Annotated in this window: 26 protein-coding genes and 1 pseudogene; 5 read left to right on the plus strand and 22 right to left on the minus strand. The window is 37.1% G+C overall.

All coding sequences use genetic code 11. From position 1 onward, the window contains the following. Positions 1-469: 469 nt before the first annotated feature. From QFZ81_RS19595 to QFZ81_RS19605, 3 genes are all read right to left on the minus strand, one after another. A complete protein-coding gene (locus tag QFZ81_RS19595) occupies positions 470-946 on the minus strand; it encodes a GNAT family N-acetyltransferase (RefSeq protein WP_307604278.1) in 477 nt (158 codons plus the stop codon). A 140-nt stretch (positions 947-1,086) separates the two neighbouring features. Beyond that, on the minus strand, positions 1,087-1,422 hold the full coding sequence (locus tag QFZ81_RS19600) for a hypothetical protein (protein WP_307603838.1): 336 nt from the start codon (positions 1,420-1,422) through the stop codon (positions 1,087-1,089). A 204-nt stretch (positions 1,423-1,626) separates the two neighbouring features. After that, positions 1,627-2,256: a hypothetical protein gene (locus QFZ81_RS19605; RefSeq protein WP_307604280.1), complete on the minus strand. Its 630-nt coding sequence runs from the start codon at positions 2,254-2,256 to the stop codon at positions 1,627-1,629. A 230-nt stretch (positions 2,257-2,486) separates the two neighbouring features. On the opposite strand from QFZ81_RS19605, the gene QFZ81_RS19610 reads away from it, so the two are divergent. Both QFZ81_RS19610 and QFZ81_RS19615 read left to right on the plus strand, forming a co-directional pair. Next, a complete protein-coding gene (locus tag QFZ81_RS19610) occupies positions 2,487-2,930 on the plus strand; it encodes a hypothetical protein (RefSeq protein ID WP_307604282.1) in 444 nt (147 codons plus the stop codon). A gap of 158 nt (positions 2,931-3,088) precedes the next feature. Then, positions 3,089-3,487, plus strand: coding sequence for a hypothetical protein (locus QFZ81_RS19615; protein WP_307604284.1), 399 nt, complete (start codon positions 3,089-3,091; stop codon positions 3,485-3,487). Positions 3,488-3,595: 108 nt separating this feature from the next. Here the strand turns inward: QFZ81_RS19615 and QFZ81_RS19620 are convergent, their stop codons facing one another. The 3 genes from QFZ81_RS19620 to QFZ81_RS19630 form a co-directional block, all read right to left on the minus strand. Next, the gene (locus QFZ81_RS19620; protein WP_307604286.1) at positions 3,596-3,991 is read right to left on the minus strand and encodes a hypothetical protein; all 396 of its coding nucleotides are present in this window, start codon (positions 3,989-3,991) and stop codon (positions 3,596-3,598) included. A 626-nt stretch (positions 3,992-4,617) separates the two neighbouring features. Then, the gene (locus QFZ81_RS19625; RefSeq protein WP_307604288.1) at positions 4,618-5,994 is read right to left on the minus strand and encodes an IS1182 family transposase; all 1,377 of its coding nucleotides are present in this window, start codon (positions 5,992-5,994) and stop codon (positions 4,618-4,620) included. A 94-nt stretch (positions 5,995-6,088) separates the two neighbouring features. Then, positions 6,089-6,220 carry a hypothetical protein gene (locus QFZ81_RS19630; RefSeq protein WP_307604290.1) on the minus strand — a complete coding sequence of 44 codons (132 nt, stop codon included), beginning with the start codon at positions 6,218-6,220 and terminating at the stop codon, positions 6,089-6,091. Between the two features lie 151 nt (positions 6,221-6,371). Between QFZ81_RS19630 and QFZ81_RS19635 the strand changes: the two genes are divergently transcribed. Further along, the gene (locus QFZ81_RS19635; RefSeq protein ID WP_307604292.1) at positions 6,372-6,815 is read left to right on the plus strand and encodes a hypothetical protein; all 444 of its coding nucleotides are present in this window, start codon (positions 6,372-6,374) and stop codon (positions 6,813-6,815) included. A gap of 131 nt (positions 6,816-6,946) precedes the next feature. On the opposite strand, the gene QFZ81_RS19640 is transcribed toward QFZ81_RS19635, so the two are convergent. The 5 genes from QFZ81_RS19640 to QFZ81_RS19660 form a co-directional block, all read right to left on the minus strand. Continuing rightward, positions 6,947-7,432: a GNAT family N-acetyltransferase gene (locus QFZ81_RS19640; protein ID WP_307604294.1), complete on the minus strand. Its 486-nt coding sequence runs from the start codon at positions 7,430-7,432 to the stop codon at positions 6,947-6,949. Positions 7,433-8,279: 847 nt separating this feature from the next. After that, complete coding sequence (locus QFZ81_RS19645; protein WP_307604296.1) at positions 8,280-8,819, minus strand: hypothetical protein; 540 nt, start codon at positions 8,817-8,819, stop codon at positions 8,280-8,282. Positions 8,820-9,052: 233 nt separating this feature from the next. Beyond that, positions 9,053-9,322: a CD3324 family protein gene (locus tag QFZ81_RS19650; protein WP_307604298.1), complete on the minus strand. Its 270-nt coding sequence runs from the start codon at positions 9,320-9,322 to the stop codon at positions 9,053-9,055. 14 nt (positions 9,323-9,336) lie between these two features. Beyond that, positions 9,337-10,275 carry a hypothetical protein gene (locus QFZ81_RS19655; protein WP_307604300.1) on the minus strand — a complete coding sequence of 313 codons (939 nt, stop codon included), beginning with the start codon at positions 10,273-10,275 and terminating at the stop codon, positions 9,337-9,339. 346 nt (positions 10,276-10,621) lie between these two features. Then, positions 10,622-10,882, minus strand: a complete 261-nt coding sequence (locus tag QFZ81_RS19660; RefSeq protein WP_307604302.1) for a hypothetical protein — start codon at positions 10,880-10,882, stop codon at positions 10,622-10,624. Positions 10,883-11,223: 341 nt separating this feature from the next. Between QFZ81_RS19660 and QFZ81_RS19665 the strand changes: the two genes are divergently transcribed. Next, on the plus strand, positions 11,224-11,970 hold the full coding sequence (locus tag QFZ81_RS19665; RefSeq protein ID WP_307604304.1) for a hypothetical protein: 747 nt from the start codon (positions 11,224-11,226) through the stop codon (positions 11,968-11,970). Between the two features lie 124 nt (positions 11,971-12,094). Then, positions 12,095-12,529: a hypothetical protein gene (locus QFZ81_RS19670; RefSeq protein ID WP_307604305.1), complete on the plus strand. Its 435-nt coding sequence runs from the start codon at positions 12,095-12,097 to the stop codon at positions 12,527-12,529. Here QFZ81_RS19670 and QFZ81_RS19675 read toward each other — a convergent pair. From QFZ81_RS19675 to QFZ81_RS19725, 11 genes and pseudogenes are all read right to left on the minus strand, one after another. Continuing rightward, positions 12,487-12,606 (minus strand): N-acetyltransferase, encoded by a 120-nt coding sequence (locus tag QFZ81_RS19675; protein WP_307603383.1) that lies wholly within the window; start codon positions 12,604-12,606, stop codon positions 12,487-12,489. The genes QFZ81_RS19670 and QFZ81_RS19675 overlap by 43 nt on opposite strands. Positions 12,607-12,667: 61 nt before the next feature. Beyond that, the gene (locus tag QFZ81_RS19680; protein WP_307604309.1) at positions 12,668-13,048 is read right to left on the minus strand and encodes a GNAT family N-acetyltransferase; all 381 of its coding nucleotides are present in this window, start codon (positions 13,046-13,048) and stop codon (positions 12,668-12,670) included. Next, positions 13,035-13,217, minus strand: coding sequence for a hypothetical protein (locus tag QFZ81_RS19685; RefSeq protein ID WP_307604311.1), 183 nt, complete (start codon positions 13,215-13,217; stop codon positions 13,035-13,037). The genes QFZ81_RS19680 and QFZ81_RS19685 overlap by 14 nt, the downstream gene beginning before the upstream one ends. Before the next feature lie 345 nt (positions 13,218-13,562). After that, positions 13,563-14,033, minus strand: coding sequence for a GNAT family N-acetyltransferase (locus QFZ81_RS19690; RefSeq protein ID WP_307604313.1), 471 nt, complete (start codon positions 14,031-14,033; stop codon positions 13,563-13,565). 185 nt (positions 14,034-14,218) lie between these two features. Next, positions 14,219-14,648: pseudogene (locus tag QFZ81_RS19695) on the minus strand (GNAT family N-acetyltransferase). A 266-nt stretch (positions 14,649-14,914) separates the two neighbouring features. Beyond that, positions 14,915-15,145, minus strand: coding sequence for a hypothetical protein (locus tag QFZ81_RS19700; protein WP_307604315.1), 231 nt, complete (start codon positions 15,143-15,145; stop codon positions 14,915-14,917). A 205-nt stretch (positions 15,146-15,350) separates the two neighbouring features. Further along, a complete protein-coding gene (locus QFZ81_RS19705; protein WP_307604317.1) occupies positions 15,351-15,758 on the minus strand; it encodes a hypothetical protein in 408 nt (135 codons plus the stop codon). A 21-nt stretch (positions 15,759-15,779) separates the two neighbouring features. Continuing rightward, positions 15,780-16,826, minus strand: a complete 1,047-nt coding sequence (locus QFZ81_RS19710) for an IS1595 family transposase (protein ID WP_373463695.1) — start codon at positions 16,824-16,826, stop codon at positions 15,780-15,782. A gap of 289 nt (positions 16,827-17,115) precedes the next feature. Further along, a complete protein-coding gene (locus QFZ81_RS19715) occupies positions 17,116-17,784 on the minus strand; it encodes a hypothetical protein (protein ID WP_307604319.1) in 669 nt (222 codons plus the stop codon). After that, positions 17,765-18,280, minus strand: coding sequence for an RNA polymerase sigma factor (locus tag QFZ81_RS19720; RefSeq protein ID WP_307604321.1), 516 nt, complete (start codon positions 18,278-18,280; stop codon positions 17,765-17,767). Before QFZ81_RS19720 ends, QFZ81_RS19715 begins: the two co-directional genes overlap by 20 nt. 610 nt (positions 18,281-18,890) lie before the next feature. Then, positions 18,891-19,217 (minus strand): hypothetical protein, encoded by a 327-nt coding sequence (locus QFZ81_RS19725; RefSeq protein ID WP_307604323.1) that lies wholly within the window; start codon positions 19,215-19,217, stop codon positions 18,891-18,893. Between the last annotated feature and the right edge of the window lie 201 nt (positions 19,218-19,418).

A 19,418-nucleotide genomic window follows, 5' to 3' on the forward strand; every position in this document is an offset into this window, starting at 1 on the left:
GTTTGCGCTTTACGTCATTGTCGTGCGAGGTAGGGTCTCCCTAGTTCCAGACACAACTGTTACTACATGCTGTTCCCCATACACCGGAGGATTCTTCCGCGTTGCTAATCCAAGTTCTTCGCGCGTTCCATGGCCTTCACCGTAGAACACGGGGTTCGGCTTCCTCTTCTCCCTTTCGGGTTGTTTATGACGATGCGGCAGGATTCACTTCATGTTACAGCCTGCAGTTTTGCTTCACCCAAGCTAGGGCTTTTCACAGGGCTTCATCCTTAGGATCTCGCCACCAGATGCCTGCTAGCTACGAGGCGGCTTGGTCCCTACCTCGGTTGGACTTTCACCAACTAGTTGTGCCTAGCTTTGCTAGGCGCACTATTCCGCATAACTGCCCTTTAATTTAATAGAAATAAGGAGCAGGTGCCTTGGCAGAACTGCTCCTTGCTTTATTCAACTATAGTGTCCCGATAATGAATCATGAGGAAAACTCTAACGACGGCTTGCCTGCATGTGAGGATTCGGAAAAATTTCCATTTGAATATTCTTGAATCACCTTCGTCCAAAAGGTCTTCGCTGGCAAGTTCTTTTCAAGCCATGATACACTCCAATTGCCCTTAAACATCTTAAATACCGTATACACTGCTTCTTTACCGATTCCATGCTGCCTGTACTTTCTTAATATGAAAAATTCTGCAATTGAAAATTTCGTTTTCGCACCTTCTGTAGTTTCCCGAACTAAAACAAAGCCCGCCAACTTACCAAACTGCATAATAAAGAAGGGGTAACGTCCTTCTTCTGTCCAATAGTAATCCAGAAACATGTAGTCAAAGAGACCGTACTCATTTACATCATCTTCGCCGTCGTCTTCAAAATCGCTCATATCGTACTGATATAATTCCATAAGATTGCGTAATACCATTTTCTTTTCGAAAGAAACTCTGATTAGTTCCATATAATCACCTTTTTTGTTCTAATCATACCACATGTTGGAATTAAACTGCCCAATAGTTCAATGAACACAAGAGAACTTATCCTCACCATCTGCTCCATGTAATGCTTCGTTTTTCCGCCAGTGCCATACAGAACTGCTTATTAATTAGAGGTACTTTCCTCATATCCCCAAAACTCTAAAAGTCGTTTATTTTCTTTAATATCATCCTCGGATAAACGGCCCAATTTCATTTTTGCAACTAGAAGGAGATTTTTATCATCTGTATAAGTAAAGTCCTTATAGATCTCCTGGTTTTTCTTATGGAATAGATGAATTAGTTCAGTTAGTTCGAAATATGGCAATGTCCCTGATTTCCATTCCAAAATAGATTGATACAAAGGTTCCAGAGCTTGTTCAGTTACCAATTTGTGATACTCGTCAAGAATTTTACGTTCTTGAAGTCGTTTTTGTTGCTTAGGAGTTAGTCTGTTCTCCAAGTTATTTTCCACCTCTTGTATTGAACTAATGACTATATAATGACATATAGCGTTCCAAAATCCAAAAGAAAAAGTTGTTAAAAAAACAGCCTTTATGCCGGCTGCTGTTTTTCGAAGTTCATTGAACGCTATCGTTCTCCCGTTAGCGCAATGATCAATTTTTTTTTGTTATGAACCGTGATTGATACTAAAGGCAGTCGTAATTTAATCCAGCACATTAATTGTTAATTCAGATTGGATAAAAGTATCCGTGCCTGATTTAATACCATAACCTAGTACGTCGTTACTATCCTTGTTATCCACTTTTAATTGATCAGCTAAGTTAAAGCTAACATTAGCTGTTATTTTGTAAGTGCCTTTTGGAAGTAGTAAATCTTTTTCTTTATTAAACTTTTCATAAAAAGCACGATTAGGATCATCAGTAGAGTAACCTCCTGATTTTACATATTCTTTCCGATAATTAATCCCCTTCTTTAATTGAGAAATGTGAGGCATTAAAGTATCACCCCCAAACCATTCAAACCATCCATCCAATTGTTTAATGCTAAAAGTTATATAGTCACTACCGTGTGAAATCACTACCTCTTCTTGGTTTCCGATATATTTAAAATTTGCCAAAACTTTAATCGGTTCGTTTGATTTATATGTCTCTTTGTCCGAATAAAGCTTTAGATCAAAATCGTTCTTTATATTATTAGTTATTTCTTGATTAGTTGCAGGCGATGAATCTTGTAGCGCATTGGTTTGAGGTGGTTGTATTTTCATTGGATTAGCAATGTATACTGATAGAGTAATTAGAATTACAAAAAAAAGTATTCCAAATTTTACTTTCATGCAATGATGCCCCTATTCTTAGTTGTAATTGTTATCACTATTCGGTTGGAAAATAGAAAATCCTTTGTTTATCCGTGTGGGAATTTATTGAAAGTATTCTTCCCGTTAGCTTAATCCAGGAAACCATAAGCTTTCTCTGATATTTCACAGAGTTTCTTCGTTCATAAAATGTTAATACGCATGGAGATTGGGAATGATATCCACATAACTAAAGAAAGGGTTGGTTATGTGTGCGAATAAATAAACTCACCTGTATCATCTGTCTAATTGTCCTTTTCTGTGGGCTAAAAACAGCCACGGCACGTCAATCAATAATCCAAGATAACCCGTTCTTAATCAACAACGGAAAATGTCCGAATGCGAATGAATTAATCAATAACCCAACAAGCGAAGGAATAAAGGAAGCTTTAGAAAGAATTATTCCTAATGCGTACAATTGGGACAAGAAATATAACGAGTGGAAAGTCATTCAGATAACTCCACTGCCAACAACATATCCTGAATCCTATTACGGTATGGGTAAACACTATTGCGGTGAACAAGTGGCAAAAAATTCTTGGTTTGTTGAGATACTTTTCCCTAAATTTTTGCCAGCATATGATGCCTCTCATGGTCAAATTTTTGTAGCAAGGGATAAGGAAAAAGGATGGTTCGCTTGGTTTAGATTTCACTAATAAACTGTCAAATAACATCATTCATAATTCCATGATTTAAGACACTAAATTTATATTAATGGTGCGTTAAACTGCCCGTTAAGCTTAGACAGGTGTCGATTTTTATCCATGAATACTGAAATAGACACAGGGTATAATAATTGGCAGGAGGTGGGTACTTGAAAAAAATAACAATAATGAGCATCCTAATATTCGTTTTTATTATGCCATTAGCCCAGGCAGACGAGTTTGAAAAGTATCCTGGAAACGCTGATAAAACATTCCTTACAGCAGACATTTATTATCAGCAAGTGAATCGAAACGAATATACTGAATATCCCGATTCCGTATTCAAAATTAGGGAAAAGATATTGTACAAGGATATTAATAATGTCTTCTCCCTTGTACCTAAACAGTTCGGAACAACAACTGATGTAAGCACCGATGGTTACAATCCCGAAAGACAAGTATACGTCTTTATTTCCGCCAGATATGTAAATAAAAAGTCTTTTTCTCAACACGCTGTCTTTGATGCAGAGACGGGACGAATGATTGCAGGAGCCAAACAATTACAATAGTTGTGAATATGAATAAAGAAGGAGCTGCATTGGCAGCTCCTTCTTTATTCAGTTAACGTCATCCGTTAGCGTAATGTACTTGGCTGGGAGTCGGATACTAAACTCTAATCAACCTATTGCAGCCAGTAAATCATCCTTGTCGTCTTTTTTCAAAAGAGTCACATTGCTCTGTGTAACCCTAAATTTCCAAAAGCTACTTACTCTTATATCATTCACCTTATAGTTCCAATCTTTGATAAGGGTAACTTCGTACGTTTCTATATCAATCAATTTAACACTCGTTGTTAACTTTAAATTGGTTGTATTTCCATACATACCACCTATCATGACCTTCATATTTCTGCTTCCATTTCGTTTTGGAAAATCAACATATAAATGAGGGTCATTTAACTCATGTATCTTGACTAAAGTATATTTTACGGCATCCGATTCACTAAACGAGTTATTACAAGCTATTGATACAAATAAGCTAATAACAGTAATAACATACAACGGAATTTTCATTTAGTTCATCCCTCTCCATACATTCTCGCTTTTCTATATGTATGGACAGGACACTACATTTAACATATTTGCATGGAATATTCGCTTTCTTCAAAAATGCATTAATTAACTATAATCCCGTTAGGTGAGCGAAAGGCTGCCGATCATGCCGACAGCCTCATTCTGGGTGTTATTCAGCTATCGTTTCCCGTTAGTGCAACGATGTACTTATCTCAGATGAATGCTTTTCTTTTTATGATTCTCGAAATTCGACGAGAAAAGGATGAGTTTGATTATTTAACGCCATATCTATCCTCTCAATGAAATTACCCCAAGTTATCATTTTCCTTGTAGACTCAGTGATCCGATCAATGCGAATACAGCCAATTTATTCTTCAATCCCACTCCCCCTCATATCAAGCATTACTAATATTGGACGAATTTGGAAGTCGAAAATTGCAAAAATCCACTTAAAAAATCTGCCTACACCTGTTATTCTAAAGAATCTCGTTGAACTTTTCTGCCCCTTAGCCTGAGAAGGCTGCCGTTCTATGCTGGGCCTGTTGACAAAAAGGGTAGGTAACAATTCCTTCCCTTTTTCTCAATTTTTTGTACTGGATTGGGGTGGTTTCGTCCTAATTTCTTTGCTAGTTTAATGCTTTCACCATTCGTTTTAGGTTAATGGCCAATGCCGAAAAGAGACATTGTTCTTGTATTTTTACAATGCCCCGCTTATATGTTTTTCTTAAGTTATGTTTCTCTTTAAGCCAACCAAAGGTTCCTTCACACCATACTTTTCGTTGTTTCTGAATCTTTTTGTATTCTTTCGTCCGCGAACGTTCCTCGTTCTCAATCCCCAATTCATGTGCGATAGGTTTGTTTATTTTTCGACGATTGGTCTTACTCGAAAAACATGTAGATCTCAGCGAACACTCGTTGCAATGTTTTGCTTTTGCGGTATAGGATTTATAGTACGTCTTTTTATTTGTATCCCAGGTTAGATGTGTGAAGGGGAGCGTATGGTCTTTTGGGCATGTGTAAGAATCTAAATTTTTATCATATTGGAAGGTAAGCCCATGTTCAGATGAGCTTCTACTAGCCGAAGTTGCTATGTACCCTTTGATATCTAACTGATGAAGCCCATAATGAACATGTGTGTAGTCATAGCCCTTGTCCGCTCCGACCTTCTCAAGTGGTAGCTTCAAATCGGTTTTTTGACGAGCAAGGCGTGAGACAAAGGGAGCATCATCTTTTAGGTTCCCTGCTGTTGCAAAGATGTCTGTTATGATACCATGCGTAGGATCTACGCTAGTATGCGCCAAATAATGAAATCCTGTCGGCTTTCCGGGGCGGTTCATGAAACCTGCATCTGGATCACTGCAGCTTCGTTTAACCTCTTTACTTTCCTTCTGTTGTTGCTGCCGTTCTTTCCCTGGTTTCTTATGGCCACGTTGCTCTCGTTGTTCACTCATTTTCATTTCCAACTTTTTTGCTTCTTCTTCTAAACCTTTGAGATACTCAGCAGGTTCCTTTTCGACCTGTGCCATGGTGAAATAATATGAAGATGCACTCGCTTTGATATGAGTAGAATCTGTTACAATAACTTTTCCCGTAACTATGCCTTTCTCGATGCATAAACGAACGACATGGTCAAAGATTTCTTGGAATGTCGTATTATCCTTAAATCTTCTTCTTCGGTTTTGGCTGAAAGTAGAGTGATCCGGTATAGGGGACTCTAAGTCCAGGCCCAGAAACCAACGATAGGCTATGTTTAAACGTACTTCTTCTTCAAGCTTTCTCTCCGAATCGATACCATACAAATAACCAATTAACAACATTTTCATCAGGAGGACAGGATCTATGGATCTTCGACCAAAAGGCGAATACAAATGTGAAACCTTCTGATAAATAAATGAAAAGTCTACTAGCTGGTTAATTTGTCGTAACAGATGGTCATGTGGAACAAAGTCATCCAAATTGACGTAGACAAATCGGTATTGTGTGGCAGCATTTATACCCATCATCACTATAAACCCCCTCAACAAAAAAGAACCATATAGAGTATTTCTACATGGATCTGTAAAATCTTGCTTATACTATTTGTTTGTCAACAGGCCCCTATGCTGTCGGCAGCCTTCTCCTGATGACTATTGAGCTCTCGTTCACCGTTAGCGTAATGACGTATTCAAATTGTCTGCGCTCGACCGACAATTGCAACCTAATTAAATCGTTCAATTTTATCTCGCTCATTCACCTATCTCCTTTTTTAATGTACTCCCTCGCCTGAGCCGCGCAGATCTCCAACATGTTCTCCTTAATTAAACGGGATAATAAATATATTATCTGGAAAGTTTAATTTACAAATGAAGATTTAACAATATGAGGAAGGGGTTACTCTTACATGAAAAACGGAAAGAAACGGTCTATTTGCTATCTCGTAATAATAATGATTACAACAATGATATTAATCCCATTTAGTGTAAATAGTCAGGTCATAGACCTCATGTATCCTGCTAATAAAAATGAAAATACAGCTGAAATCAGTTCATTTATTAATTCAGTTGATCCAAGTGTATATACCTTTTCGGATGCAACTATTTTGATTCAGAAAAAAATACTCTATAAAAATGTTGAAAGTGAAATTAAAAATGAAATGGGAAAATACGCAACAAAGTTTACTTCATTAAACAAATATCCACATTCAAATGTTCATCCAGAAAGACAGATATATTTATTTCTAGCAGTTAGCGATGAAAAAGACAGTGTAAGCACTAAATACGCCATCTTTGATGCACAGACTGGACGTATTCTAACTAAGGGTAGTAATAGACAAATCAAACAATAAAAATGATGCAGGTCTGTACGCATCACTTTATTGTTTGATTGTTAATTTGTTTATTAATTGTACCCGCCATGAAGTATGATGAATCTTTTCTCCACGTACATCTTGACTGAGAGTATAGGGGGTTTCAATTATTATGTTAGTGAAGTGTAGTACAGGGGATTTAAGATAAATTCAAATTCAATTTCGTGGCGTACAGGTATGCCATCGAATCCAACTAGTGGTATTGAGGGCTTAATTTTTCTCGCTTCAGTAATGACATCTTGATGAACTGCCTTTATATCAAAGCCTCTTTTTTGATAGAATCGAATAGCCCTTATATTATCATTTGAAGTAATCAACCATACACGTTCACAGTTACTTTCCCTTGCTTTTACAATAACTAAATCAATGAGTTTAGTTCCAATACCTTGACCCTCTAACTTACTGTCAAGGGATACAATTTCGCAAGCGCCGTCGCTTATATTGTAAGTTATGATTCCCGTTATTTTGTCACCAATTAATACAGCATATCCTGGTAATGTATCTAGTGAATGTACCTGACCTCTGGAGATAACAATTGATCCTCGAAAATCTTTAATATCCTCCCTGAGCTTTTTATCAATTTCTTTTATTACCATCAGATTTATCCTCCATCACTCGGATATAGCCGGTTAAGATCCCGTATCAAGAATTAATAAAATGATCAGCACCTTCTGTTCCCGCATGCGCTCTAACGGAACTGCCTGCCATTCACTACCCAAACACCTGAACTCCTATTTAATATGCTTATTGAAATCCTGCGAATGAGCGAGCATTCGTGAGAAAAACCTTATTCTCTGAGGGAGCTGAGAAGACTGACGTTCTATGCTGTCGGCAGCCTTCTCCAGATGTCTATTGAGCTATAGTTTTTCGATAGTTCAATAACAAAAAACATTGACTTCTCTTTTGATTTCGATAATTTTCATCCTAAAACAACCAACTTATAGGAAAAAACAGCCAGTAATCATCAATTGTTGTAATGCTAACAATCCAAAGTAATATTCCAATAACTATAAATAGTGCATAACTTGAACGCTTCTTAATCAAATGGAAAGTTTGAGCAAATCCCAACGTCCATAAAACAAAGGGAAAAATAAGTAGATATAGTCCAATGGACATACTCCCCAAAAAGCTTGCGAAGTACCATAATATGCCTGCTAACCAACATAGTTTGGGTTTCACAGTAATCCCAACAATAGTCGTCAAAATCATCATAATCACTGCAAGAATAACCAATCCATAAAATATGATTGTAAACATTAAGGTTCACCCCAAAACCATTATACCATAAATTTACAAATTATCCCCCTAAATTACCCAGACATTAATGAGCATTACTGCCCGTTACTTCAATAGAAAACGGCAGCCGATCATAAACCAGCTGCCGTCATGTCGTGATTAAACTATCGTTCTTCGTTAGCGGAGCGATACAATAATCCGATAGCGTCAATTTCGTTGCAAAGTAATCGGTATTTTACTTACAAGCTTCCATTTTCTCTCTGTTCCAAATCCCCCCTCTGGGGGCAAATAAACCTCCACATAATAAGTACCAGCGGACACAGGTTTAAAACTAAAATCACTGGTGTTCCCTGGAATTGAAAGATACTTGTTCTCAACGGTTTGAGCAGGAGCTAATTGCGTAATACTGTCGTCAAAGGTACAGCTCCTCTTCTCTGACCTCATCACCAGCTCAGTCTTCTTATTTTTATTAACAATTCGAATGTCGATATGTGTAGGACAGCTAGAACTTCCAGATTGATATGTGAACGTCTCCTTCCCTTCATTTGTCAACTTAGCGTCTACCTCGATTACTTCATCTAAACCAAATTGGTTTTTATCTAGTTTAATTTCATATCCTAGACTAGCAAAGCTTTCTACATGATGGATAGGTAGGATTGGTTTATCTGTCTCTTTCATCATTACAACACTTGCTATAACCGAAATGCACAAAACACCGACAAGACCATAAATAACTCTCTGTTTCAACAACAACGCTCCACTCTGTTAACAAAGATAGTTTTATTTCTTGGTTATTCTAACCATTTTCCTAGTATGTTATTAAACTGCCCGTTAGCGGAATAGGCTGCCAAGCGAATCACCGACAGCTCTAGATAGTACAATATTATGGTGCTATCGTTTCTGTTAGCGTGACAAAGACTGCCTCTAACCGCTAGAGCGCAATAAAAGTGCTGTCTTTGTCAACAGCACCCCAGCCAACCCTAATCACTTTGTCTTTCGTAAATTATGCCTCTAATTCGTTCTTCACTTAAATTGAATATTGCAGCCAGTTCCGCTATAGTTAACCCTCCATGGTATTTCCTTGTTATATCCTCATTTCGCTGTTCCATTTCATCCCGAATTCCAGTTGATGTCCCCCAATCTTTCCGTTCAGTTTGAGGAATATAGATATGCTGTCCTTTTACATACTTTTGTATTTCTTTAATTAAACTCTCTGGCAAAACTTCTTTGGCATTTACATACTTTTTCATAATTTATAATCCTTTTATACACTTATATAAAGACGGATTACATTAGCATCTTCTAAGTTTTCATTATGGAATCCCTCGGTAACCATCGCTGCAAATACATCAAAATTTTTCAAAGTGATTCGAGTAATAACATGATATAGATTTAATTGTTTCATCGAAATTAGGGAACCTTTCAGAAATCTTCTTATTTCGTCTAGATTCAAAAGATACTTGGGTCTAATATGAAGTCCGAAAGCAGTGGCATCTAAGAATTCATCTTCAGAACCTCTATTGGATACGACAACCCTATAATAAGCGATACCAGCAAATTCATTGGATACTTTATCTCTAAGTGTAAGTATTACTTGATCTGGATTTTTGCTTGGGGAGTATTGGTTTTGAAATAATTCAGCCATTGCATCTTCCCCATCTTCAATAAGAATTTGCTTAATATTATCATAATTCATTTCTATGGCGGGCTCTATTCCAGTTACGTCCAAGTCTTCAGGTTCTTTCCATTTTCTTAAATCCAGTAATGTTGTGATATATGCATATTCATCTGAAGTAAAACCCAGCTTCTCCCATAAAGTAATTCCCTTATTTCTAACTTGCCCGAACTTGGTAGATGCAAATGTATAAATTTTAGCCCCGTCTCTTTCCTGAATAAAAGACATGCACTTACTCAATAATTCATCAAGTATACTCTCATAACCATCCAAAAATCCACATTCAATATATCCATTCTTTGTTACATTTGAAGGAAAAACTCCCATGAAAGCTAATATTGTATTGTCTTTAACAGCAATAAAACCTTTGTTTGAAGAACTCGGATTACAATATTGGTTTTTTAATACTTCTCCGTTTACACCATATACGCTCTTTTGATCACCGGAAATTCGTTGAAAAGTATCGTTAATTAATTTATAGATTGCTTCAAAATCATCACATTCCGTCACAGCCCTTATCTGAACCAAATTCATCATCCCCTTTATTCTTGATACTCTTATTATGACTTGAAATTACATTGGATAAAATATCGAAGATTTTTATAAAAAAAGTCAAACAGATGATCCTTCTCGTTCCTTCACCAACAGAAAAAAGCCCAACGTATTTCAATCACAAGAATCTCCTTTGCATCAGAAGTTTTTACTGGATTATTTCGGTAGATATTCGCTATCCCTTCTCCACAAACCTGCCCTTTAGTTCAACGAAAAAGCAGCCGATCATTCTGGCCGGCTGCCGCTGTGTTCGTATTAAACTAACGTTTCCGTTAGCTCAACGAGATGCTGCCGTACAACAGCATTTTTTATTATTAAACCACTAGCTATTTATAGCCTTCTCCGCGAGATATACCTCATCCTTTTTGACATAGATGTCGTATTGGCTGTTATCATTTCTGCCTGAACCCACTGTACCCGTGTCATGACTTGTTATTCGGCTGCGATAAGAAATGCCATGACTTTTTAATTTATTTACCGCATCATAATATTTCGATTGATTGAATGCAGTAAACACTAAACGCTTATGCTTGGAAAAAAGAAACATGATGATATTCATAATGAGTTGCTCGATATTCCCCAAATTAATCATCACCCCCCTAACATTTTTCAGATAATTGTGAAATCGTTTACGAATATCGTTGATCGCCGTTTTGTTTATTTACTTTCATGCTAGGTTTCGTGATTATTTTCATTAAACCACCTTCTGTAAGTTACTATTATCATTTAGACGTTCAACACTCACAAAAGTTCCATCATTTTACAGAATTCCAATTTTGTTTATTCACTCTCCTGCCCGTTACTTCGATGAAAATAGGAGCAGCATCGCGGCAAGTTCCTCCACTATCGTTTCCCGTAAGTTCAAGGGAATTTTTTACATAAATTTGCTTGTAAAGAAGCAACATATCCATGAGGTGGTTGGATATGTCAAAAATAAGTATAACTCTCTTCATGTTATTTGCTTTCTCCGTTTCCTATACAACCTGTTATGCGCAAGAATTATCAAGTCCCCAAATAGGTAACTCCGATCAGCAGGTTGAAGAGTTAGAAAGACGTTTAGAACAGCTTGAGCCACCTAAACCAATTACAATTGTTGAACCACAAGAAGAAGCAGAAGCCAAAAAATACTATCCCACCGACACGATTCCTATTTCTGAAGTAATAGATAAAGGAACAAAAATTCCATTCAACATAATAATGAATGATCCTAACTATAAAAGACCTGTATATGAAGAACATTGGCACAGTACATATTGGGGGGGCAGATGGAGTTACATCCCAATGCGAATACAATACGCACTCCATCGGTTATTTACCACTTACGACATTGGAATTTCAGGTGAGTTAAACTTCAAACAAAACTTAGGTATTAATTTTCCTATGTTTCAGAATGACACTGCTCTTGATTTATATATTGTTGTTTTTCAAACGAAAGTCACCGATGTTTATACAAAAGGAAACCAAGTGGTTGTCGCTGGCACTCCGAATAGAAATGGTGTGCAAGTCTTGACCGTTAAAACAGGTGATATACATCCTACTGATTTAAGGAAATCGTTACTTATTCAATTAGCAACTTCTTGTGGCCATGAAATTGATTATTCACTTATTGCTTACGAACCACCAGATTTTTGGTTAAAGCAAAAACTAAAAGCAAAAGAACGAAAAGGATAATAGGCGCTCCAACCAGTTACTTCAGCAGATCCATAATCCGAGATGTTGAAGTTGTATATTATAGATTAACCTAAGGAAAATGTTTGAGTGTTCTTTCATTAAATAAATGTAAAGGGTGAATGATATGAGAAGATTTTTCATAATGTTTCTTTTGACAATGATGATTTTATCTGGTTGCTCTGCTTCTAAAGATATTACTATGCCAATGATAAATGACATTGATTCTGTTCAGTATGTTATGCCCCTTGAATCTATTCAAATTCCGCCACTCAATCCAGCTGAGAAAAGAGATAAAGAAATTATTGAAAAAATTCTAGTTTGGTTAAGCAAATCCAAGGTATTAGGATATAAGGAAAGTTTCCCTTCAAAATCAATATCACCAAACTATTTATCAGTAAAATTAACCAACGGTAAATTTATCAAAATATCCCCAGCAATACATGGAAAAGAAATAGTTGAAGTTACAACAACTCCTGAAGTGTTTCAAGTGCTTGCTCCTGAACTTAATGATTGGATTCATATGGGTTGGAAGCAAGACCTCATATCCCAAAAACAATGAAAAAGCTGTAATCGGGTCGTTTTGTTCTCAATAGCTAAGTCAATGGCATGCTGCATAAGCTTCCGACCTACACCCAAATTCCTATGTATAGGCGGCTTCTATGGGGCAACCCTCTCGGTATTGAACTATCGTTCCTCGTTAGCTTAATTGCTTAATCAGGCTTACTCGGATTACTTCATCCCAAATTGACCCACGGCGAACCTCTTGATAACCAATTTTTTTATTTATCTCGATGACATGATTATTTGTTTCTTCTGTATGTGTATAAATTAAATTAATTTTATGATTTTGAGCTTCTTCCTCCAACTTGAGCTTTAGCTTAGTCGCTAATCCTAATCTTCGATAACTTGGATGAACCCATAATTGAAATATCTCGATAAACCGCCCATCAATTTGAAATAGGTTTCTGTCTAATTCGTTGTAAATTGTTTTCCACGGATACACGGAATCCCTATTTGCTATGGAATACATTATCATTGCAATTGGTTTGTTGGAAGCAGAATCCTCAATAACAAACAAACACACCTTTATCTGAGTCAGTGAGAAATCCTTCTATTTTCTTACTATGTTCCTCTTTATTTTGTTCTGTCATATCAACTACATCCGAAAGTGTGTACCCATCATTTTTTAAATCAATTAGAACTAAAAACTCCTGGTCAGTTTTATTAGATTTTCGTATGTTTAGCATTCGTTCACCCCGCTATCGTTCTGCGCTCGCTTAAAGATTCGAAACATAAGAATTAATTTCTTGATTACTCGTTAAACGGTGTTATCCAAATCCTATATATCATCTTCCCATCCACTAAATCCTTTGAAGTATTAACATTAATCCTTACATTGTTGTTGCTTGCCCATTTTGGAAGGTGCTCGGCTAAATGCGCGAAAACTTTATCATCTGGAGTTGCATATCCTACGTTAATACCTTTGGTATTCGTGAATTGCTTTAAGTATCCTTCTGTTACTTCAATGAAAATAGGAAGCAGATGTTGCTGCAATCTGCTCCTTGGTTATTCCACTATTGTTCTCTCTCCCGTTAGTTCAGGATTTTCACCAACTGAATTGTTCCACTCTGCCATAGCTCAGTGTATTCCTTTTCGATTTTAAATCCATGCTTTTCATAGAATTGAACAGTTTGCTGATACACTGGCTTCGAGCTTGGCGGCACCGTTAAAGCAACAATTTTATTAAAGCCCATCTTCTTTACGTGTTCCAACAAATGCAATAACAATTTGGAACCGATCCCTTTGCGATGGTATCTCGGGTCAGTACCCATTAATGAAATAGAAATTGAGCCTTCTGCACTCGTAAAGACTATAAAAGATGTAACTTGTCCATCACTCTCAGCACACAGTAAATCTTGAAACATTAAATCTTTACATGTGTCTTCTGCAACATCCTCTGTAAACCAAATACCAGTCAATGAATTTATTAATTGATTAATCTTTTGCGTAATAGGGTCACCAATTCTAGTAGGTCTCTCGTATAGATTTATTGAAAAATCCATCTTTTGCAATCCCCCTCTTCTCACAAAAATTCGTTATCATTTCATGTGACATTGTAACACATATCCAAGAAGAGAATCATTGCGTTAAACTGCCCGTTAGCGGGGTGAAGGGCTGCAACGGGGCTGCAACGGGGCAGCCCTTCACTGTTTAAATTATTGTTCCTTTGTTAGGTTAACAAATACTCTTACTTAACATCATTATCTTGAATTACACCGAACATTCCTGTCATTCCTTCATGCTTTTTAAAGCCGTATTTATTATAAAAAGATTCTTTACCTTGTGATGCAAACAAACCGATAAATGATTTTTCAGGAGCATTTTCCTTTAAGTATTCTTTGATAGTTTCCATTATTAATTTGCCTATTCCTTTGTTTTGATGCTCAGGTAAGACTACTATATCTTGTATGTAAAAATAGATTCTCCCGTCGCCAATTACCCTGCCCATTCCAACTACTTCTTCTTGGTATTGGACAATTACACCAAATAAATGATTGGTTTAAAGATTCTTCTGCAACTTCGAAATTCATATAATCTTTCCAGCCAACCGCACAACAAAGTTTTATAAATTCTGCTATCGTTGGAACTCTTTTTATAACTGAAAGATTGTTTTTCATGATAACTCTCCTTTCGTCGGAAAAAGAACTCATTTGAGTATTCGATGAAACCATTGAAGAAACCTGCCCGTTACTTTAATGGCAGTGTGAAAAAATTCAATACAAATCAGCGTTTAATTTCACCGTGATTATGCGTATAAGTTTGTGTCGCAAAACGATTATGTAACTATGCTTGTTTCGTGGCCTCGAAATAGAAAATCCCCGATTAACGGGGATTTGTAAGCACTAATGTTTGTGTTCGTCGGACAGCTTATATCGGCTTCTCCTTAAATCAATCTCTTCATACCCCGCAACCACTCATAAAAACCATCATCGAAGAAGAGATCGGGGATGTACGTCTGAGTGTAATTGCAATTAGGGCAAAAAAGAACCAACCCTTGTTCAAGAACCTTAGGGTATAATTTCTCGTGCTTACTGTTTAGTCCGCAAGTGAGAGGTTGCACTCCATCTACCTGCTGGTAATCTTTAATGCGTTGCTTGACATCTTCTTGGTTCATTTTTATCCCCTTTATTTGTTCAGTTCAGAATTATTATACAAGATGTACTCATCTACAACACTAAAAATAATCTAAGCGCCCATTAGATTTCTACTAGTAATTCCATGTTAACCTGGCCGTTACTTCAATAGAAAAGGCTTTGTTAAATCTTAATGTTGATTTTTGAACAAAAGAATACCGCCCACAAAAAAGGCGGTTCGTGATCTTACTGTAATATCCCAATTAGCTTCTCCGAGTCATCTTTTGAAAGTTGCTTGTAGCTTGGAATGTCTCCAAAGAATATCCTTGCATTTCCATCGGTGTAAAAAACTTCATACACAACAGGTTTTGCATCTCCACCATCTGTACGTTGGAAATAAAATTTGTAGTTAGGAGATTTATATATGTCAGTATGTTTGAAGTCTTTTTTCCAATCCCCATTTGTTATCATACTCTTAACTTTTGAAACCGTTGTGTTGTCTGTAACTTCTTTAAAAACGTCAAACTTGTTTTCTGAGCTAACAAGCTTCAAAACAATCAATTTATCATTATTTACATCTTCGCTTTTCTGACAGCCGACCGATAAGACTGTAGAAATGATGATAAGAAGTATGATTAATGTAAAATTTCTCATATTTCACCTCCATGTGCTGGTTTAGGAAGAAAATGATGCTTGCCGGAATTTAGTGTTTGTTTCATTTACAGTAAACAGGCAAGAGCTGACAAGCATATCCTTCTTATTTGCCGCCGTATTCTCATATTGCTTGCTGTCTAAATAACGGAACCAGGCTAAATAATGTTGCAGATACTTCGTTGCAACGCCATTAAAGCGGTTCATCCATTTTTTAAGACGGCTATGGTAGCTATTCACGTTCTGAATGTGATAAACACCTTTCACACGCTGTTTCCCGTCGGACTTGAAGCGGTAATGGTCTATGCCTTTCGAATTGGCGTAGGAACTAAATGCCCGCCACGAATCAGTACAAAGCACGTTTGAGTCTGATAAATGACCGCCAATCGCCTCATCCAACTTTTTAGTCCGAATGCGCCCACGACCAAGAACACCAGAGAAAGTCATCTTCTGGCGGTCGCGGACGACTAATACGCATATTTGGTCGTTGCTGATACCGCGATATTTAGCTTTACCGCCGCGTTTACGAGACTTGCGTTCGGTGATGTTTCTTTTACCTTTCTCAGAGTACAAGAAATAGGTCTCGTCCATTTCGACGATGCCTTGAAAGGATTCGGTTGGAATTTGTTTCAAAGCAGCAAGAATCTTATGCCTCCAATAAAACAGAGTTACATGCGTCACCTCATCATGCAACATCTCAGCACACTTTCTAAGTGAAAAACCCTCAATCATACATTCAATGAATCGAACCCAAAGATGAGGTCTTCTGGACCGTTGAATTGGGGTGTTTGTCAAGTCGTTGAAGGTTTGACGGCAGGCTTTGCAGCGGTAACGCTGACGTTTGACCTCTCCAGCGCGTGTTTTAATCACGTATTTTCCGAATCTAACGACAAAATGGCTGTCGCAATGTGGACAGACAAGACCAGCTTTATGCTTTTGTTCCTGAATTTCATCAATTGCACGAATAGGAGCCATCAGGGGTTTCATTCGAGACTGTAAGAAATATACAAGTTCCTGCTTACCGCTTTCATTTAGTGCGTCAGCGAGCTTCTTTATTTCCTTTAACTCCATGTTAAATCATCTCCGAACCTTCATTATATCTTTTATTATGCCCATATTTGTTCGGAATATTCAATTATCAACAATTGGATTTAACATAGCCATAGAAAAAGGAAGCAGCTGCCAGTCGCGGCGAGCTGCTCCCTGGTTATTTCACTAACGTTTCCGTTAGTTCAATGATCAATGCCTCATAATGCAATTTATGATACGATTTCTTTTATCTCTAATGGTAAGTTAAGAAATGCCATCCTTCAAAGAATGGCATTTCTTAAAAATTTTCCAGCTTAACTAGCGTTTTCCGCTAGCGAAACTCAATCGACTTAAAATAGTTCACCATTTCCTCTTCTGAAAATGGTACTGCCTTATGCTCATTTACCCCTGATGCAATTGAGTTGATCACAATCACCCAATCATCTTTTTCATAATATGCTGTAGCTCCATCGTATTCACGAATACTTATAACATTTATTTTAGATCCATTTAGTTCCTTTTCGCTTACCTTGGCATCTTCCGTCGATTCTGCCCACATCTCTGGTTTTATATATTGTTTAAAACTAGCATTAACTTGAATCATTCGGTCATTTGTACGAAGTGAATAGGAATAGCCAATGAATTCTCCTTTCATTTTTGCAACAACGTACTCTTTGCTAATTGCATCGTCTTCCATGGCTAAAAACTCGATTGGAAACGCAAGTTTTCTCCCAGCGAGTTTTTCCGCCTGGTTTAGGGTTGATGTAGAAACTCTCGTATCTTCTACTGAATTAGTTAGTGTATAACCAAAGGTGGCATTCTTGGCATTCTTAATAATCGTGACATCAATCCAAGACTGAATTGCCGCACGTGCTGGGGGTATAAACCCTAACGCCATGCAAAGAATCAGGAGGGATGTGATAGTTGTTATTCTCATTTTTTTTGCTTTATTTCTAAGACTATAGTTCTCCCAAATTTTCTCAAAGGTCAAAGGCTTCATGGAGAACCCCTCCTTTTTCATTTCGTAGGAGCATTAGCGCTTTGTGGAGTCTGGATTTGCAAGTCCCAACAGGTACATTTAGTATTTCAGCCATTTCACTGATCTTTAGTTCTTCAATAAAGTGCATGACTATCACCTCTCTTTGTTTTTGAGGTAAACGACTGATCACTTCTAGTAATTCGCGCTTAGAGGCATCCTTTATTACAACACTTTCAATGATTTCAGGGCTCGGGACATCTGGTATCATTCCAAAAAAACTCAGCCACTTTTGCTTTCGCAACATATTTCGTGTGGTGTTAAGCGTCAGTTTGTAGATCCAAGGTTTTATCGGTTTTGCAGGATTGAATAGATGATATTTATCAAAGATTCGAATAAACGTCTCCTGAACGATATCGTCTGCTAGTGAATTAGACTTAGTCAGCATAAGAGCAGCATGCCTTACATAGGACACATGTTCATTAAATAGATACTCTGCTTGCTTTTTGTCGATCCTCAAAATACCCCTCCTTTCCTCCTTCTGCTTTCACTGTTTATACACAGTCAGATAAATAAAAGTTCATTTTTTTACAAGCAATGGGCATTGTACACCTTTGTGTTGTCTGAAATCAACTTGCCCTAGGTCAATAAATACACTCATCAAATACCACGCTCTACTGCCCGTTAGTGGAACAGGCTACCGAAATAAGTCAGCGGTAGCCTGTTGTGGTATTCTTATTCACCTATTGTTCCTCGTTAGCTCAATTGTTTGGATTCGAGATAATGTAACCATTATTCGCTCGTGTAAAAAAAAGAAACTGGATATCACGTTACCCTTGCGGAAATCTGACTATCGCTTGCTCACTTATTTTTTTTTCAAATCCTCCCTAATTTTCTTTACCTCATTGTAAATTTTAGATATCTGAATCCACGAATAGATAGAAGTGAGGAATATGAGCAATACAAGAAAGTTTATTATCGCTTGTATTGATGGCAAATTAAGTCCTCCTTTCCAGATTTTATTAACATCTTAGACGCAATAAAATTATCATAGTTGCATAAACTGCACGTTACTTGAATTAACAATAAAGGAGCTGCCTTGGGCCAAGCTCCTTCACTATCGTTCCCAGTTAGTTCAATAATGGAAATAACGGATAAAATAACAAGTTGCCTACATATATCACCATTAGGAATCCAATTAAAGTGCCTAAGCAAAGAAAAATAATGCTGTGTACTTTGTTTTTTATCCAACCTAAAGAATAGCCAATAGCCAAAGTTAATGGTATAAAAGTTAAACCAACTGTCAGTTGCCCTATAGAAAAACCTGCTAATAAACTGAAAATATAAATTCCGATGGCAGAAATCCAGTAAAGTTGATACTTACCTTTGATAGCCAAAAATGATGACACAATTGCTACAATCAAGGCAGAAAATGCGATTACAGAAAAAATCGGCATATTATTCCCCCTCCCTCATTACCATTATTTTACCATGATCTCCATATCCCTTGTTAAACAAATCTGCCTGTTAGCTGAACAAAGGCTACCGTTCGTTCACGCGCAGCCTCAAGGTCTAATCTATTGAACTCTCGTTCGCCGTTAGTGAAAAACACTATGCCCTAGTTATTCAGACTTGAATGGGAGATGAGTTCTAACCTT

Origin of the sequence: Paenibacillus sp. V4I9 (genome assembly GCF_030817295.1) — a bacterium.
Lineage (GTDB): Bacteria > Bacillota > Bacilli > Paenibacillales > NBRC-103111 > Paenibacillus_E.